The sequence below is a fragment of the Chitinophaga sp. Cy-1792 genome (assembly GCF_011752935.1).
Lineage (GTDB): Bacteria > Bacteroidota > Bacteroidia > Chitinophagales > Chitinophagaceae > Chitinophaga.
Map to the genome: position 1 here is coordinate 2942538 of NZ_VWWO01000001.1, position 17939 is coordinate 2960476.

The 17939-nt window shown below is 47.6% G+C and carries 12 protein-coding genes; 7 read left to right on the top strand and 5 right to left on the bottom strand.

Annotated elements, in window-relative coordinates; translation table 11 throughout:
* Window positions 1–2: 2 nt before the first annotated feature.
* From F3J22_RS12005 to F3J22_RS12025, 5 genes are all read left to right on the top strand, one after another.
* Window positions 3–1331 (top strand): BatA domain-containing protein, encoded by a 1329-nt coding sequence (locus tag F3J22_RS12005; RefSeq protein ID WP_167017412.1) that lies wholly within the window; start codon window positions 3–5, stop codon window positions 1329–1331.
* Window positions 1324–3408 (top strand): DUF4175 family protein, encoded by a 2085-nt coding sequence (locus F3J22_RS12010; protein ID WP_167017414.1) that lies wholly within the window; start codon window positions 1324–1326, stop codon window positions 3406–3408. Before F3J22_RS12005 ends, F3J22_RS12010 begins: the two co-directional genes overlap by 8 nt.
* On the top strand, window positions 3405–4742 hold the full coding sequence (locus F3J22_RS12015) for a hypothetical protein (RefSeq protein WP_167017416.1): 1338 nt from the start codon (window positions 3405–3407) through the stop codon (window positions 4740–4742). The genes F3J22_RS12010 and F3J22_RS12015 overlap by 4 nt, the downstream gene beginning before the upstream one ends.
* 167 nt (window positions 4743–4909) lie before the next feature.
* Window positions 4910–6544, top strand: coding sequence for a TldD/PmbA family protein (locus F3J22_RS12020; RefSeq protein WP_167017418.1), 1635 nt, complete (start codon window positions 4910–4912; stop codon window positions 6542–6544).
* 11 nt (window positions 6545–6555) lie between these two features.
* Entirely contained in the window at window positions 6556–7890 is a 1335-nt protein-coding gene (locus tag F3J22_RS12025; protein ID WP_167017420.1) for a TldD/PmbA family protein, read from the top strand.
* 88 nt (window positions 7891–7978) lie between these two features.
* On the opposite strand, the gene F3J22_RS12030 is transcribed toward F3J22_RS12025, so the two are convergent.
* Window positions 7979–8401, bottom strand: a complete 423-nt coding sequence (locus F3J22_RS12030; RefSeq protein WP_240155038.1) for a hypothetical protein — start codon at window positions 8399–8401, stop codon at window positions 7979–7981.
* An 84-nt stretch (window positions 8402–8485) separates the two neighbouring features.
* On the opposite strand from F3J22_RS12030, the gene F3J22_RS12035 reads away from it, so the two are divergent.
* The gene (locus tag F3J22_RS12035) at window positions 8486–9313 is read left to right on the top strand and encodes an alpha/beta hydrolase (protein ID WP_167017422.1); all 828 of its coding nucleotides are present in this window, start codon (window positions 8486–8488) and stop codon (window positions 9311–9313) included.
* A gap of 59 nt (window positions 9314–9372) precedes the next feature.
* Here F3J22_RS12035 and F3J22_RS12040 read toward each other — a convergent pair whose 3' ends face one another.
* Window positions 9373–10170 (bottom strand): porin family protein, encoded by a 798-nt coding sequence (locus tag F3J22_RS12040; protein WP_167017424.1) that lies wholly within the window; start codon window positions 10168–10170, stop codon window positions 9373–9375.
* A gap of 205 nt (window positions 10171–10375) precedes the next feature.
* A complete protein-coding gene (locus F3J22_RS12045) occupies window positions 10376–11092 on the bottom strand; it encodes a 3-ketoacyl-ACP reductase (RefSeq protein WP_167017426.1) in 717 nt (238 codons plus the stop codon).
* Between the two features lie 95 nt (window positions 11093–11187).
* Between F3J22_RS12045 and F3J22_RS12050 the strand changes: the two genes are divergently transcribed.
* Window positions 11188–12057, top strand: coding sequence for an aldose 1-epimerase family protein (locus tag F3J22_RS12050; RefSeq protein WP_167017428.1), 870 nt, complete (start codon window positions 11188–11190; stop codon window positions 12055–12057).
* A gap of 72 nt (window positions 12058–12129) precedes the next feature.
* On the opposite strand, the gene F3J22_RS12055 is transcribed toward F3J22_RS12050, so the two are convergent.
* A complete protein-coding gene (locus F3J22_RS12055) occupies window positions 12130–13041 on the bottom strand; it encodes a PorP/SprF family type IX secretion system membrane protein (RefSeq protein ID WP_167017430.1) in 912 nt (303 codons plus the stop codon).
* Between the two features lie 24 nt (window positions 13042–13065).
* Complete coding sequence (locus F3J22_RS12060; RefSeq protein ID WP_167017432.1) at window positions 13066–17850, bottom strand: YDG domain-containing protein; 4785 nt, start codon at window positions 17848–17850, stop codon at window positions 13066–13068.
* Window positions 17851–17939: the final 89 nt, after the last annotated feature.

Below are 17939 nucleotides of genomic sequence, written 5' to 3' on the forward strand. Positions count from 1 at the left end.
CCTTGCTACACCTGCTGCAACCGATATGGATGTTTTTGTCTGCCGGCATCATTGTTCCGGTACTGATACATATGTGGCATCGCAAACCCGGCCGTATACTGCGGATTGGGAGTATTCAGCTGCTGAAGCCGGCTACTGTCAGGCACTCCAGGAGCCTGGGCTTATCAGAATTACTTTTGCTGCTATTACGGTGTATATTCCTGCTGTTACTGGCGCTGCTCCTGTCCCAGCTACAGTGGAAATCTCCGTTCTCTAAAGAGCATCGTGGATGGATCATCCTGGAAGATCGCGCCTATCCGCATTTTAAAAAGACGATAGATTCGCTCATCGAGTCTGGTTGTGAGCTGCGCCGCTTCGATACCGCATTTACGCGTATCAATATCAAACATCTGCCTGTAAACGATACTGCTACTGAATCGTACTGGTCTTTGCTCAAACGGTTGGAAACGCTGGTGCCGGCCGATTTTCCGTTGTATGTCTTTTCAGGAAACCAGCAACGCCGTTTTCATGGCACTAGAATCGCTACGGACCTCATGCTGCATTGGTATACCTATACTAATAAAGATACGGTCGGTAACTGGAATGCCTATACGTTTGCCTTGGATAAGGATAGTGTAAGAGAAGTGAATGGTACTGCTGCCTGGAATGGTATAACTTATCAGCAGGTTTCCAGGGTAGCAGGTACGCCGCTTTCGCCGCTATCGGTTTGTTTGTATGCAGATGACCAGGTCGCTGATAGTCGCTACCTGCGTGCCGCTATTATGGCCGTGCAGGACTATTCCGGCAGGAAAATTATTTTCAGGGAGCTATCGGCAAATCAAAGCCCCGACTGGTTATGCTGGTTGTCCGAGAAGCCGCTGCCGACGAATGTGAGTGCCCGGTATATTTTGAAATATGCGGCATCCGGGGCTGTTATTACAGATACCATGGCTGCCGGCAATTGTAATATTTATAAAAGATTTGCTGTTCCGGAAAAAACTGACACGATTCTTTACCGCGATAATGGCGGTTATCCGCTGGTAGGAAAGAACGGCAACCAATATACGTTGTATACGCATCTGCATCCTGAATGGAACGATGCAGTAATAACTGGTCAGCTGCCATTATATTTGCTGGATGTACTTGTTCCGGTGCCAGCCCCAGGTATGCATGATCTTCGTGCCATAGATGCAAAACAATTGCTGCCGGCTAAAGTACCTGAAAAGAATAAACGCAATGCACCGGTTAAAACAATTGACCTGCGCGATACATTGCTGTTACTATTGCTGCTAATAATAGCAGTGGAGAGACTCCTGTCATTACAAAGGAAAAAGGAGGTAGCCGATGTATAATCCAATCTTATTACGGATTCGTAAGCAATGGATTGCCTTACGGATAAGCACCATCCTGTTGCAGGCCGTGGCCGTAGGTGTGCTGGGCTACTTTCTTCTTGGCCGTGGTGGCATCATTGCAGGTCTCGTATATGCAGCGGTTTTTCTGCTCAATTTCTACAGACATGTACCTGGACTTACTGAAATTGCTACCTATCTCAATCAGCAGTTTCCTGAGCTGGAAGACAGTGCCGGCTTATGTTTACGGGATACAGCTGAATTGACCCTGCCAGAGAAAATGCAGCTGGCAAAGATGACTCCTTTGCTGGCTCAACTAAAACTCCCGCGAAGATTTTACCGGGCAATACCTGCAACGATAGGCTGCTGGCTGATTGTAGCGGGACTGTGTTTTGTTGTCGGTATACGCGGAAATCATCTGCCGAAGGCTGAAATTAATAAGGTGACTACTACTGAGAAAATACCGGGCACGAATGGTGTAGAAATTAGCATTCAGCCACCGGCCTATACCAGACTGCCTTCGCGGCAGCAGCAACAGTACGATCTGCTGGTTCCTGATAGTACAATGGTCACGTGGAAAATTACTACCACACATGCTCCGGCAACGGTGACACTCCTTTTCAGCGACAGTACACGAATAATGATGACGCCGGATACGGATAGTAGCCACTGGACTGCTTCCCGGTGTATCACACACCAGGGATTCTACCAGGTGCAGCTAGATACCTTGCTCTCGGCCTATTATCAGTTACAGATCATCCCCGATCATCCGCCACTGATAAAGGTAGTGCAGCCACAACCTAATACCAGTATCGCATTCGGACAAAAGCCCGTATTGCAGATCAATACGGTTATCACAGATGATTATGGGATCAGCAAGGCCGGTATTAATGGAACCATTGCCAGTGGCAGTGGAGAAGCCGTGAAGTTCAGGGAAGTGAACCTGACCTTCGGGGAATCACTGAACGGGCAGCCGGCATCCTTTAACGGCAGCCGTCAGCTGGATCTCAGTAGCTTAGGTATGAAGTCGGGCGATGAATTGTATTTTAGTATAACTGCGACGGATACACGTAATCAGCAAACGTTGTCGGATGTGATGATCGTTACGCTTCCTGATACTGCGGCGCTTTTCAGTATGGAAGGCCTTGCCAATGCGGTGAATATCAAACCTGAATACTTCCGTAGCCAGCGGCAGATTATTATCGAAACAGAAGCGCTGATCAGTGCAAAAGATAGTTTAGGCACCACACGCTTCAATACGCGCAGCAATGACCTGGCAGCCGATCAGAAAATATTGCGCCTGCGGTATGGTAAGTTTTTGGGAGAAGAGGCGGAATCAAATATCGGCGATAGCAGGGTAGGGGATGACCACGACCATGATGGCCATGAGCACCACGAAGCAGAAAGTGCTGCCGACTTTGGCAATGCGGCAAAAATCATAGACGCCTACACCGACAAGCATGATAATGCGGAAGATGCTACCTTCTTTGACCCGGAAATAAAACAGCAATTAAAAGCAACCCTCAATGAAATGTGGAAGGCAGAATTGCAATTACGCCTTTATAAGCCGCAGGAGGCACTTCCTTATGAATATAAGGCGCTGCGCCTGCTCAAGGATTTGCAACAGAAATCAAGGGCCTTTGTGCCCAAAACAGGGGTGAAAACAACTCCCCTCAAGCCAGAGAAGCGTTTAGCCGGTGATCAGGACAAAATAAACCCTGCAATTATTAAACAGGTTTTAAAGAGAGATGATCCCAATATCACTATCAGGGTGGCTATTGCAGTACTGGATAACGTCGGTGCACAAACGAAAATGAACGATACTGCTTTGCAGGTATTGCGGCAGGCATTGCTGAAACTTAATGCAGCCGCGGCAGCTGAGCCGGCAAAATATCTCCGCAGTATGCAGGCATTGCAACAGATCATCAAAGGAGATATAACGGCAGCGCATATACGTGCAGCACAGCAAAGTCTGGTGCAGCTGCTGCCACCTGAAATACTGCCACAGCCGGATGTTTCCAGTTTCAACAGGTTGCAGGAGATTTATTTAAGACAACTCAAAAACAGCCATATCAGATGACACAGCATTGGCACTATATATTTCCTGTCCTGCTACTGTTACTGCTGGTGGTATTGCTAAGGAAGGAATACCTTCGGCCCGACCGCCGAAGGCTGCCATGGCGCCTTGCCGCCACGGTGATAGCTTTACTGAGCCTGTTTTTCTTAGGCAATTTTCGATATTATCCCGCCCCGGAAAAACCGGAAAATAGGTTGTCAAAGGACCCCGATAAATTACCACCGGCATTTACCGCTGCCGGCTGGCAACGGCAGCTGCCTTACCTCCAGCCATTACACCTCCAGGGTAGGTTCAGAAATACCACTGCCAGTAATGTCGCGCTGAAACTAACTTTCGCCGGGCAGACAAGAGACAGTGCCCTGATAGCTGCCGGAAGGGATAGTACGTTCAAGCTCAGTACTGTGCCACCTTTCCTGGGGCCCGGCGTATTGCAGCTGCTGGCGCTCGCTGGCAGGGATACACTTGCCGCTGAGCTGGTACCGGTAATAGTGAAGCCTATGCTTGACCTACGCGTGCTTTTCCTGGCAGCGAACCCGGATTTTGAAAACCGCTTCCTGGCCGATTGGCTCTCACAGCGGGGCGCGGCGGTAGCCATGCGGTCCAGGGTGGCAGCAACGCAGTATGCTACCCGGTTCTCCAATATGCAGGAGCGCCGCCTGGATCTGTTAAATCCAGCACTGCTGAATGATTTCGACCTGATCGTAACAGACAAACATACACTGACCACCGCTGAAATGAATGGCCTCTATGCCTATATGCAGCAACAGGATATTGGTATGTTGTTGAAGCCGGATAGTAATGCCGCCAGGCTTTCGCCGGTGTTTCATCAACAGGGGGCTGCGCAGGTAGTAACCCTGGGTCGCAACGACACCTACAGCTGGCAGCTGTCGGGCGATACGCTTGCCTACAGCCGTTATTGGGCAAATATTATCAGCAGGGCAGCGCGCAAAAGTAAGCCGGAAATGGAGCTTTCTGTAGCACCTGATTTTCCGCTGGTCAGCAATGAAATAACGCTGAAGCTTAACAGCCGGCAGCCGCTGCATGATGGGAGTCTGCTGGCAGATGATTTGAACCTGCCGCTCGCAGGGCAACCTATGCTACCGGATACCTGGAATGCTTCCTGGTGGCCATTGCAAAAAGGGTGGCACGCTATCAGTATTGATCAGCATGTATTTGAAATATATGTTTATGGAGAAGATGACTGGAAGGGGTTGCGGCCTGCGGTACATTCGCAGGAAAGCAATGAGACAATAGAAAATGTCCGCCAGCTGGCGTGGTGGTGGCTGGTGCCACTGCTCCTGGCCATGATTTTCCTGTGGCTGGAAAAGAAATTATGACCAGCGGTTATAAAAAGACAAGAAAAAAAATTAGTTTAGAGAAGAATAGAAATATAGTGGTTTTATAGCTGATGAGAATAACACGATTGTTTGTGCTATTGCTGACTTATATTACCCTGTGAGCCAACGAAATCTAAGTCTAACCAAATCTAACCAAATCAACAGTTTTGAAACGTAAAGACTTTATCCAGCTGTCAGCCATGGGGCTGGGAGCGCTCGTCCTCCCGAAGTTTGCCTTCGGCACTCCTGTTGATCCATCTGCTTTTTTAAATGATGGTATCGACGTAAGAGTAAAAAAAGAACTGGCTGATGTTGCACTCAACACAGCGAAGTCGAAAGGTGCTTCCTATGCGGATGTTCGTATAGGCCGCTATCTGAACCAGTTCATTACCACCCGTGAAACAAGGGTACAGAACATTGCCAACACAGAATCTTTCGGTGTAGGCATCCGCGTGATTGCCAACGGCGCCTGGGGCTTTGCTGCCACCAACGAAGTAACCCGCGAGGGTATCGCCAAAGCGGCCGAAAGAGCCGTTGCCGTTGCCAAAGCAAACAGCCGCGTCAACACAGAACCTGTACAGCTGGCTCCCCAGCAGGGTTATGGTGAAGTGAGCTGGAAAACGCCTGTTCTGCAAAACACCTTTGCCGTACCGGTGAAAGACAAAGTAGACCTGCTGCTGAACGTAAACGACATCGCCCTCAAAGGTGGCGCCAGTTTCGTTAACTCCGCCATACTCGCGGTAAATGAGCAGAAATATTTTGCCTCTACTGACGGTTCCTACATCGATCAGGACGTTCACCGCATCTTCCCGACCTTTACCGTTACTAAAATTGACCGTAGCATCGGTAAATTCGAAACGCGTAAATCACTCAGTTCCCCGATGGGAATGGGTTACGAATACCTGACCGCCCGTCCGGAAGATAAAGTACAGGGCATCGTTACCCGTTACCGTAACAGGTACGATATGCTCGAAGACGTGAAAAACGCCACCACAGATGTAAACCAGAAATTGAAGGCTACCTCCGTACAACCAGGTAAATACGACCTCGTTCTCGATCCTTCTCACCTCTGGCTGACCATCCACGAATCAGTGGCACACCCTACAGAACTGGACCGCGTGCTGGGCTATGAAGCCAACTACGCCGGCACCAGCTTCCTGACCCTGGACAAATGGAAATCCGGCAACTTCAACTTCGGTAGTAAACTGGTAAACGTAGTAGCCGATAAATTACAGCCAGGCTCCCTCGGCGCCGTTGGCTACGATGATGAAGGCGTGAAATGCGGCCAGTGGGATCTCATCAAAAACGGTACCCTCGTCAACTACCAGGCTATCAGAGACCAGGCACATATCATCGGCCTTAAACAATCTCAAGGCTGCTGCTATGCACAAAGCTGGTCAGATGTTCAGTTCCAGCGTATGCCAAACGTTTCCCTGCAACCAGGTAAGTCGCCGCTCAGCGTAAACGATATGATCAAAAACGTGGAAAAAGGTATCTACATTATCGGTGATGGCTCTTTCAGTATCGATCAGCAACGTTATAACTTCCAGTTCGGCGGACAAACATTCTACGAAATCAAAAACGGCCAGATCGTAGGTATGCTTAAAGATGTGGCCTACCAGGCTAATACCCAGGAATTCTGGAATAGCTGCACGGCAATCGCCGATAAAAGCGATTACCGCCTCGGTGGCGCCTTCAACGATGGTAAAGGACAACCCGGACAGTCAAACGCTGTTTCTCACGGTAGCTCCACCACCCGCTTTAACGGAGTAAACGTAATCAACACCGCTCGTAACATCTGATAACTACTACAATGGCAATTTTAAATAGAGAAGAAGCTCAGGCACTGATGCAAAAAGTGCTGTCGTACTCCAAAGCAGATGAATGCGAAATTAGTCTGCGTGGTACCGAAGGCGGTAATATCCGCTATGCCCGCAACAATATATCCACTGCAGGAGATATCAGTACCATTACCCTCAGCGTTACCTCCGGTTTCGGAAAACGCGCCGGTACTGCTACTATCAACGAATTCGATGATGCGGCGCTCAAACGTGTGGTGGCCCGTGCAGAAGAACTGGCCAAACTGGCGCCGGAAAATCCGGAATATACGCCGCTGCGCGGTCCTGCTACTTTTAAGGAGTCTGACGGTTACGTGGAAGCTACCGCTAAAATGACGCCCGATGACCGTGCGGAAGCCGTAGCAAAAAGTATCAACGCCGCCAAAGATGCACAGCTGGAAGCTGCCGGCTTTATCGAAAATACGACCGGCTTCAATGCGATCCTCAATTCCAAAGGCCTCTTCGCCTACGAAAAGGATACCAACGTCATCTTTACCATCACTACCCGTAACAGTGCTGGTACCGGCTCCGGTTTCGCCGGCCGTGGCTTCAATGATATTTCCAAACTGGATACCCTGGCTGCCACCAAAATAGCAGCTCAGAAAGCCAACAGCAGCGCAGGCGCTAAAGCACTCGAACCTGGTAAATATACCGTTATCCTCGAGCCGGTAGCAGCTACCTATATGCTGGAAAATATGTTCCGCGGACTCGATGCCCGCAGTGCCGACGAAGGACGTAGCTTTATGAGCAAAAAAGGCGGCGGCAACCGCATCGGTGAACAGCTGATGGATGAAAAGGTAAATATCTATTCTGATCCTTTCCATCCTATGCTGCCGGCTTCTACCTGGAACAGGGAAGGTTTCCCGCAGGAGAAAACAAGCTGGATCGATAAAGGCGTGGTGAAAAACCTGGCCTATTCCCAGTTCTGGGCCGATAAGAAAGGCGTAAAACCGATGCCTATGCCTTCCAATATCATCATGGATGGCGGCGATGCCTCCCTGGAAGAGCTGATCAAAAGCACAGAGAAAGGTATCCTGGTATCACGCCTCTGGTACATCCGCCTCGTAGATGCGCAAACCCTGTTACTGACAGGTCTTACCCGCGACGGAACTTTCTATATCGAAAACGGTGAAATCAAATACCCGGTGAAAAATTTCCGCTTCAACGAAAGCCCTGTGATTATGCTGAATAACGTAGAGGCGCTCGGTAAGGTAGAAAGAAGTATCAGTATCGAATCCTACAGAAGCTACCTGATACCGCCAATGAAAATCCGTGACTTTACCTTTACGTCACTTTCTGACGCTATTTAATTGATTATTCACGATAATAAGCGTTGCGCCCCTCCGGCAGGAGGGGCGCAACAAAAAAAACCGGCAGCGAAGCTGCCGGTTAAACTTTTTAAGCCTCTACAATCTCCTCAGATTCCTCCTCCTTATGCCTCGGCTGATAATACAAATAATAGAAAGCCAATATCAGCACCCCGCTGAAAAATGGTATTAACGCCAGGTGCTTATACGTAAATTCCCCAAAAAGAGGCAGCATATCGAAATGTAGAAACTCACTGATCATCCAGTAGGAGTTGGCGGTGATCCACAGCGTAATGGCCACATTATGGCATAATTCGGCCATATACTGGCGGGTACGCCATGCAATTACAATGGAAATTATCAGTGTCGGGAAAATCATGGCAATGCCCAGAGGCTTCCAGATCATACACCAGCCTATATCTTTCAGCAGCCAGAATACAATATGCAGGTTTTCCATCTTCCGGTAATTAAGCGGTATGCTATATACCGGTGAACCGCTCTTTTCTTTACTCATGTTGGTTGAATTACAGATTTTGGGCTTAAAGATATTCTTTATCTTCGTTTTGCACCCGATCCCCTGTTTTTAAAAAACTTCACTATGACTGGAAACGATTTTTACTGGTCGTCCAATAACAGCCGCTTTCACGGTATTCAATGGGTTCCTGCTGAGTTTACCCATGTGATGATCATCGTCCATGGTATAGGTGAGCATATAGGCAGATATGACCATGTAGCCAGCTATTTTGCAGAAAGAGGATATGCAGTTACCGGTATCGATCATTATGGCCACGGCCTTAGCGATGGCGCCAGGGGAGCTTCCCGGGGTATGCGTTTTACGATGGCTTACCTGTGGGACTTCCTCCAGCATACCAAAGAACAATATGGTAAACCGGTAGTGATGTATGGTCATAGCATGGGTGGGGGAGCGCTGACAGGCTTTTTGCTGAGAAAACAGCCCCATATAGCCGCAGCCGTGATTTCTGCGCCGGCGCTGATTGTTGCCCGCCGTCCCGGCGCTTTTTTACGTACTGTCCTGAACATTGGTGCCCGCCTGCTGCCTAATCTTCGTGTCAGCCAGGGCCTGGATATTAATAAAATCTCCCATAACAGGGCCGCAGTGGAGAAATTCAGGGATGATCCTTTGCGGCACGACAGAATGAGTCTGCGCCTGGCAAATGATATGGTGAGAAATGGATTATGGTGCCTGCATCATGCAGATTTATTGAAAGTGCCTTCTTTGCTGATACACGGTAATGCCGATGAATTGACGGCGGTAGAAGGTTCCCGCCTGTTTGCCGAAAGAGCGCCGGCAGGCATGGTTACCTATAAGGAGTGGCCGGGAAGTTACCACGAAATGCATAATGAAGATAACAGCAGTGATGTACTGCTTTTTGTATACCAGTGGCTAACCCGCCAGCTGGGATAGCTAAACCGGCGCCCTCCGGAATCCATTGGAAGGCGCCAGCGCTTTACTGCAAAGCAGCGTTATTTGATGCGGTATGCATAGCCGAGGGCTACTGTACCTGCTCCGATATTGTTTTTACCGTTCGCTTCTCCTTTCTGGATGTTCAGGAAACCATAGTTGCCACCACCTTCGATAAAGATTTTGCTTTTGCCGAAGAGGTAAGCCAGTCCTACGTTACCGCTGATACCAAAGTTGACTTTATTCAGCTGGTCTTTGATATCATTGTCTGAATCCATATTTACAGGAGTAGGAGTTGTTGGGTGTGATGGATCAAGGATCAGTGGTTGAGTCTTTCCTGGGTCCAGATACCAAACGCTGGTACCACGTACTTCCTGTTTTGCTGATAAAAGGAAGCCCACGAACGGACCTGCATCAACGTATAAACGTAATGGTGACTTACCAAGGTTCCAGCCAAATTTAGCCAGAATAGGCACCATCAGGTAGTTTATCTTAGCAGTACTTTTGAAGTCTGCATAAAGATAAGTTGGTGGTGTTAGTCCTTGTGCGGTAAAAACAGGGACTACCTTATCCGGTGTAGGAAATGCCTGGAATCCGTTTTTCTGTCCACCCTGCGCTGAATATTCAATCATCGGCTGAATAGAGAACAGCTTACTGAAGTGAAACTCTGCAAATACGGCGAAATCTGGTCCCAGCCTGCTGCTGTAACCTTCGTTAAGTGGATTGGTGGAACTACCGCCGGCGGAGAGTTTTGGGATACTGATACCGGCTCTTGCACCAAGATCTATTTGCTGTGCTTTGGCGCCTACGCCAAGCAGCAATGCTGTAGCCAGCATTAGGGGAATTCTCTGGAGTTTCATAGTGTTTTGTATCAGATTTATCTGTTAAAGGTAGGTTATTGAAACTGAAAAAGAGACAAAAAAAGAGAATATCTCAAGCGTTGTTTGATTGGCGGTAGCTCCCGCGCGCAGCGCGAAACCCACCAACCGATACCGAAGGTATCGGTTGCAATTCTATCAGACATGTTGAGATATGCTCTTAAAAAAAATATGATGCAGCGAAAAATTACGGATTAGTAGACCATAATCCTGCGGATTTGATCGTCACACGACGGTTCAGCTTCAACTGTGCTACTACAAACTCTGCGAGGTCTTCCGGCTGTAATACCTTTTCCGGGTTGCCATCTGTCAGTTTTAATTCTTTTGCCATATCTGTAGCAATGGTACTTGGTGTCAGTGCACTCACACGGATATTATGTTTGCGCACTTCCAGCATCAGCGATTCTGTCATGCCCAGCAGGCCAAATTTGCTGGCGCTGTAGGCACTGGTCAATGGTGCACCACGTTGTCCGGCAGTAGAGGAAATATTGATGATATCCCCGGTTTTACGGTCTATCATGGAAGGTAACACCGCACGGGTTACATAGTAAGCGCCCAGCAGGTTTACCTGGATGATTTCTTCCCAGCGCTCCGGCGTGAGTTCCATAAAGCCGCCAAAAGTAGAAATACCGGCATTATTGATCAGTATGTCTATAGGCCCCAGCTCAGCGGTTAATTTGGCTACAGCAGTGTTTACTTCTGTGATACTGGCCACATTACCGGTTGCAACAGCCGCTTTCACGCCATGTGCACGAACTTCAGCAGCTACGGCTTCCAGTGGCTCCAATGTACGGCCCATCAGTGCTACATCCACTCCTTCTGCCGCCAGCGCCAATGCCAGCGCTCGTCCTATTCCTTTGCCAGCGCCTGTTATCAGTGCCTTTTTTCCTTTTAATGTTTCCATATACTGCGTTTTGTGTTTTTAATTGGATCAGATTTACCCCTTATCTTTTGCAATTTACAGATTATCTTCGCTTTAGAAATCAAAACAACTGTATCATGGTACGGCTCTCCAATGAAAAACTCACGGTAACGATCGCAGAAAAAGGCGCAGAACTCCAAAGTATTATTCGCAATGATAACAGCCTCGAATATATGTGGAGCGGCGACCCTGATTTCTGGGGTAAGAAAAGCCCGGTACTCTTCCCAATCGTAGGTGGTCTGAAACATAATACCTATCAATATAACAACCATTACTATACGCTTGGCCGCCACGGCTTCGCCAGAGATATGAACTTCGTTGTCAGGGAACAGGGCCCCGACAGTGTCCTCTTTTCACTGATCGATAATGAAGCAACGCATAAAGTCTATCCATTCAAATTTATTTTCAGCGTCCGCTACGAGCTCACCGATGATGTGCTGAAAGTGACTTACCACGTGAAAAATACAGGTGACGAATTAATGTACTTCTCCGTAGGAGCACACCCTGCATTTCGTGTGCCACTGGCAGAAGGCTCTGCTTTTACCGATTACTACCTGGAATTTGAAAAAATAGAAAATGCAGGCCGATGGCCACTTACCACGGAAGGGCAGATTGCAGCCTTCTCCGTACCATTCCTCAACAATACCAATAAACTGCCATTACAGAAATCATTGTTTTATGAAGATGCCCTCGTATTTAAAAACCTGGCATCGCATACCATCGCTATTAAGAGCGACAACACTGTCTATGGCATAAGTGTGCACTACGAAGGATTCCCTTATATGGGAATCTGGTCTGCAAAGGACGCAGACTTCGTATGTATAGAGCCATGGTGTGGTATTGCAGACAGTGAAACTGCCACCGGCGACCTTACTGAAAAAGAAGGAATCAATGTTTTGCATCCGGGGCAGCTGTTCGACAGGTCCTGGTCTGCAACATTTTTCTAAAAAAATAATGTCTATAAAAAAAAAGCTGCCCGAAATATTCAGGCAGCTTTTTTATTGACATAAAATAAATGATTAATGTACCCGCTTATCAAATAAGGCTACTTTGGCATTAACAGAGAACATGCCATTGGTATAGGCGGTGATCTCCTTAGGTTGTGAGGTATAGAATGCCTGTATTCCCAGTCCTGACAAGACCTGTACACCGAATCCTGCAGTGAAATTTGAGGTAGAATGATAAATAGCCTGAATATTGGCTACCTCAAGAAATTTCACTTCGGCGCCTGCATCCAGTATGTTTTTATAGCCTTTAATCTGTGTAAATGCTACTTTAGGAGTAATACTGGTGATTTGTGTACCCAGATCAAACAGGTAGGATACACTTCCGTATAGCGCAGTTCTATTTACGTTGCTATTGGTCTGTTTGTCGATATTATCCCGCAGTGAAGGCAGCGCAGCCTGGATGTTCAGGTGATTATCCGTATAGGCTATACCGATATCTCCATCCATTTTAACAGTGCCACTGTTATAGCCAAGTAAGGTAGGGTCTTCATGTTGTCCCTCTACTGAATTATAATCAATGCGGTTGCTGGTGATGCCACCGGAAATACCAAAACTCAGGCGTTGACCATCTTTCCCGACAGGCAGCTGATAAGCATAGGAAATAACTGCCCTGGTCTGGTTTAGAATGCCCGCTTTCTGAGTGGCAATATTAATACCAAGACCAACATGTTTTCCTGCGTAATAGTCTGCTGTGAAGTTCAGGTATTGTGGTGATCCCTGGATATTATCCATTTGTTTGGTATAGCCGGCCATTACAGTCAGCGCGGAATCATGTCCGGCCATTGCTGCGTTGCTGATGTACTGGTTAAAGAAGAATTGTGCCGGCTGGTATACCCGTTGTGCCTGAACCTTGAGGGTAGTACCAGATAGCAATGCAAACATCGCTACCTGGTAAAAGAATTTATGATTTTGTTTAATTTTCATTTTACTGGAATAAATTAGTTGAACTTATTTTTTCCTGACAATAGTGATATAACCTTTCTGGATTGGAGAACCGTTCTTCAGGTCGATGACATATAAGTATACACCTTCCTGTAATGGACTGCCATTCAGTGTTCCATCCCATTCATTGCGATAGTCCTTACGACTAAAGATCATACGTCCTGCCCTGTCAAATATTTTCACTTCGCTGCCAGGAAATAGTTCGATATTTTTTACCACCCATTTATCGTTGTATCCATCGCCATCAGGGGTGATGACATTGGTAGCTTTCAACATATCTGTCTGTGCAGCAGATGTGGTGATGGTCAGGTCCTGTTTGGTGGTGCAATGCTCCAGCGTACCGGTTACCGTAAAGGTGGTTGTCTGTGTTACTTTTGCGGTATAGGTGCTTTGATTTCCAACGGTGCTGCCATCCATTGACCAGGTATAGGAAGCTGCATCACCGGTAGCTGTCAGTACCACCGACTCACCGCTGATAATGGATAATCCTTTATCGCTGGTAGCCGTGATGGCTGGTTGTCTGGCTGCGGTAAATGCAAAGCTCACCGTGGTGAGGTCAATGCCTCCATTTGCTGTACCACCGTTATCTTTTACGGTAATAATAATATTGGTATTTACCGCAATATTATCTTTCAGTATATACCTGATTTCTGCAGTACTGTTGCTGGTTGCAACAATCTTCAGCTGAGAGAAGATATCTTCACTCGCAGACACTGCCAGCGTCACCTGCTGGTTAGTTTCCGGACCTGCACTAATGCCTGTAACAGCGATCGTTCCCTGGTCTTTGCTGTAGCAAATATTTACCGGAGCCACCGGATCAACAGTTGGCGCTTCATTTACATCCAATACCTGAATCGTGAAAACTTTCTCAAAGTATTCATTCATGGAATTAGTAGCACGAACCCTGATACTATAGCTGGCCTTTGTTTCATAATCTATTGCCGTAGCTGTATAGAGTTTGTCGCCAGTGATGCTGAAAGCTTTGTTGTCGTTGTCTCCGGCACCAGTTACCAATGAATAGGTGATGGTTGTTGGTAAAGGTGTGCTTGTGTTGAATGCGGATATCAGGCTGTTAACAGGTACATTTTCATATACTGTTGATGAATTAAGCGAGATATCAGTTGGTGTGGTCGCATTAATTTTCAGGTTACCGTTTACGAAGGTAATTTCGTAGTTGGCAGCTGTAGCGCCGGCGGCAGTTATCGGATAGTTACCCGGAGTACTACCTGAAGTGGCCAGGGTGGAAATATTTGGTTGGGTTGTCAGTACCTGTTCCGATTCATTATTTACAAATCCATTGCTGGTATAAGTCAATGAAGGGATAGGCTGACCACGATATATCTCCTTGTTATCGGCGGTAATTACCAGCGCTGCTTTTTTAATTTCAAAGGTGGCAGCAGCCAATTGCAGGGTGTAGTTGCCATTTCCGCTCAGGTTACCAATAGTTATGTTGTAATTGCCGGCGTTTTCACCGCTAATACGGGAAAGACTACCACTGAGCTGATCCCCAGCTGCCAGCTGACCATTTCCTGTGGTGTAATTAATCTGCTGATCTTTTTCTCCATAAATTTTACTGGCAGATGCAGGTGTTATATCCAGTGTTTTAGGTTGAATAATACCAGTAGTGGTAATTGGAAGCATCAGCTGATAGTTGCCGGCATCCTGACCAGATAAAAATGCTGTTGTAACAGTAACTGATTTTCCTGTTCCTGCATTTTTATCGTCGTAGTTACCATTGGCAGTAGTTAAGGTAACATCATCATTTCCAGCCAATCCGCTTGTATTCGTCAGCGGAAGGAATGAAACGGCAGCAGTGGTATTACCATCATATATTTTTGTAACTGGTATTGCAGTCGCCTGGATCTGTCTGGATAGAATATTACCCGTAGTTGTCATTACAGATGTCTGCAGGTTATACTTCGCTGCATCCACCCCGTTTAACCTAAGATTACTAATAGTAATGTTTTGAATGCCAACATTCTTCGAATCAAAATCGGCGATACCATTAACGGTAATGCGATCACCCGGTATGAGACCGATAATGCTATAATTACTTCCGGAGAATGGAGCCGCAGTAGTACCATCGTATACCTTCATGATAGCTGGTACCAGGAGTGGCATTACGGTGATATCTTTTGGAGATACTGTCAGGGTAGCAGTGGTACTGGCGGCGAGATAAGTGCCGGTAGCTGCCTGTGATACAGTAATGATTGCATTACCGGGTTTGTGCACCGTGATCATATTTCCGGCAACAGATGCTACGGAAGCATCGCTGCTGGTATAGGTAAAGGCGCCATTGCTGGTACTTACCGGCGTAGCCAGTTGGAAAGCAGCATCACCGTAGGTAGCAGAGAAATTATTGAAGCCGCTTAAGGTAACAGGGAGACCCAGTTGAGCAGCACCCTGTGTCTGACAAGTATTGGCATCTGTAACGGTGCAGGTATACTGGCCTCCGCTCAGTCCTGTGATAGTAGAGGTGACGCTTCCTGAAGGTAACCAGGAATAGCTGTAAGGTGGAGTACCTCCGCTAACCATTGCTGTGGCGGTACCGTTGGAAAGGCCTGCAGATGGTTGCGTTCCTGTTACGGAAACAATAAGCGCATCTGGCTCATCAATTTGGGCACTCATTAATTTCGGACATCCCTTTGCGTCAGTAACGGTACAATTGTAGATACCGGCAGGGAGTCCGGAGGCAGCGGCATCTGTTGATACTGCCGGATTCCAGGAATAAGTATATCCCGGTGTTCCGCCGCTGATGGCTAATGTAATAGCGCCATTGCTGCCTCCATGGCAGGAAACCAACGTTCTGGAAGCGGTGCCGGTTAAAGCAGTAGGTTGTGAAACTAAAACCCTCACGGTTTTAGAGCATGTATTGCCATCCGTAATCGTACAGGTATAATCGCCTGCAGTGAGTCCGGTGGCTGTAGCTGCTGTTCCGCCGGAAGGCGCCCATGAGTAGGTATAGTTACCTGCGCCACCTCCCGCTGAAACGGTGGCCGTACCATTGGCTCCACCATTACAGGAAACATCGGTAGAAGTAGCACTTACAATTAATGGCAGTGGCTGGGCTACTGTGAAACTGGCAGAGGTCGGACAAAAATTAGCGTCAGTAACGATGCAGGTATAGGTGCCCACTTCAAGTCCTGTGGCAGTAGCCGCTGTTCCGCCTAAAGGTGTCCAGATATAGGTATATGGTGTGGTACCTCCGCTAGCAGTGATGGTAGCGGTACCATCACTTCCGCCATTACAGGAAACCATTGTTCCGGTTATCGTTGATGTTAAAGGGTCTGGCTCTGTGACGGTATAGGTGCCTGCTTGTGAGCAGCCGTTTCCATCTGTAACAATGCAGGTATAATCTCCCGCAGGCAGCAAGGGGATCACTGGGGTAGTTAAACCGTTAGACCATAAGTAAGTATAATTACCGGAGTTACCTGAAGTAATAACCTGCGCAGTACCATCGCTTCTTCCATTACAACTGATAGGTGTACCCCTCATAGTTGAAATAATAGCATCTGATTGTGTGATATTCACTGAAGTGGTGAAAGTACACTGATTCCCATCGGTAACAGTACAGGTGTATGTGCCTGCGGCCAGGCCAGTGATGGAGCGGGTAGTAGCCCCGTTGGACCATAAAAAAGAGTAGGTGCCTGAGCCGCCTGCGGCTAATACTTCAGCTGTGCCATCATGGCTGCCATAGCAGCCGGTGTTTGTATAAGAAAGTGTTACAGTTATTGGACGAGGCTCATAAATGGTAACAGCAGGTGTTGTAAAACATGTTTTTGCATCTGAAACTTTACAGGTATATGTTCCTGCAATAAGGTCTGTTGCATTATTAGATGTTGAACCGTTAGACCATTGGTAGGTGTAAGGACCACCATTTCCTCCTGAAGGTACTGCTGTCGCCGAACCATTGTTTCCACCGGCGCAGAGAACATCTGTCTGGACCATGATTACAGACATGGCAGATGGCTGTGAAATTTTTACTTTGGCGGTAGTTTGGCAGTTATTTTCATCTGTAATGGTACAGGTATAGTCACCCGCTGCCAGGCCGCTGGCTCTTGCAGCTGTTCCGCCTGAAGGGGTCCATGAATAAGTGTAATTTGGTGTCCCGCCGGATACCGTTACATCAGCGATACCATTGCTGCCGCCATTGCAAGTAACGTTTGCTGTTGCAGTGGCAGTTGCACTTAATGGTGCATTGGGCTGCGTGATATCGAAGGTTTTGGATAGCGTACATCCAAAATCGTCAGTAATTATGCAGGTATATGAACCAGCTTGCAGCCCGGTAGCATTACTGGTACTGGAAACTGATGACGTCCACGCATAGGTGTATGGCGGTACGCCCCCACTAGGGATGACAGCTGCACTGCCTGTATTTGAACCATAACACAGGATATTGTTTTTTGCCGGGATTGCTGTCATCGCCGTCGCTGGCTGAGTTATAGTTGCTGTTACATCTTTAGTGTTACCGCCGTCATCGGTGATATGACAAACATATGTGCCCGCCGTCAGATTCGAGGCGGTGTTGGAAGATCCCCCATACGGAGACCAGCTATAATAGTAGTTACCGGTTCCGCCACTGGCCCTCACCGTAATGGAGCCCGTGTTACCATCCTTACAGGCAACTGATGTAGATGCCTGAACGCTGCCCGTTAATGGTGCCAGCGGCCTGGAGGCCTCTATAGATTTGTTTTTTTCACCTTCTTTTTCGCCGGGGGGAGCAGCAGTTGCCATATGATAGCTAAATAACAGGCACACAAGTACCTGGAAGGCGTGTCGCATTCGTTTCATTTGGTATTAGGGATTTTATCTACAAAAGCATAGCGCATGCACTATGCACAATTAACCAACGATCTCCCATTAGTGTATAATGGCTTCCT

Excerpts from the sequence above, each read along its gene's own strand:
- F3J22_RS12035 (WP_167017422.1), top strand. The coding sequence starts at position 8,486 with ATGACTGGAAACGATTTTTACTGGTCGTCCAATAACAGCCGCTTTCAC.
- F3J22_RS12030 (WP_240155038.1), bottom strand. The coding sequence starts at position 8,401 with ATGAGTAAAGAAAAGAGCGGTTCACCGGTATATAGCATACCGCTTAAT.
- F3J22_RS12050 (WP_167017428.1), top strand. The coding sequence starts at position 11,188 with ATGGTACGGCTCTCCAATGAAAAACTCACGGTAACGATCGCAGAAAAA.
- F3J22_RS12015 (WP_167017416.1), top strand. The coding sequence starts at position 3,405 with ATGACACAGCATTGGCACTATATATTTCCTGTCCTGCTACTGTTACTG.
- F3J22_RS12055 (WP_167017430.1), bottom strand. The coding sequence starts at position 13,041 with ATGAAAATTAAACAAAATCATAAATTCTTTTACCAGGTAGCGATGTTT.
- F3J22_RS12045 (WP_167017426.1), bottom strand. The coding sequence starts at position 11,092 with ATGGAAACATTAAAAGGAAAAAAGGCACTGATAACAGGCGCTGGCAAA.
- F3J22_RS12010 (WP_167017414.1), top strand. The coding sequence starts at position 1,324 with ATGTATAATCCAATCTTATTACGGATTCGTAAGCAATGGATTGCCTTA.
- F3J22_RS12060 (WP_167017432.1), bottom strand. The coding sequence starts at position 17,850 with ATGAAACGAATGCGACACGCCTTCCAGGTACTTGTGTGCCTGTTATTT.
- F3J22_RS12025 (WP_167017420.1), top strand. The coding sequence starts at position 6,556 with ATGGCAATTTTAAATAGAGAAGAAGCTCAGGCACTGATGCAAAAAGTG.
- F3J22_RS12040 (WP_167017424.1), bottom strand. The coding sequence starts at position 10,170 with ATGAAACTCCAGAGAATTCCCCTAATGCTGGCTACAGCATTGCTGCTT.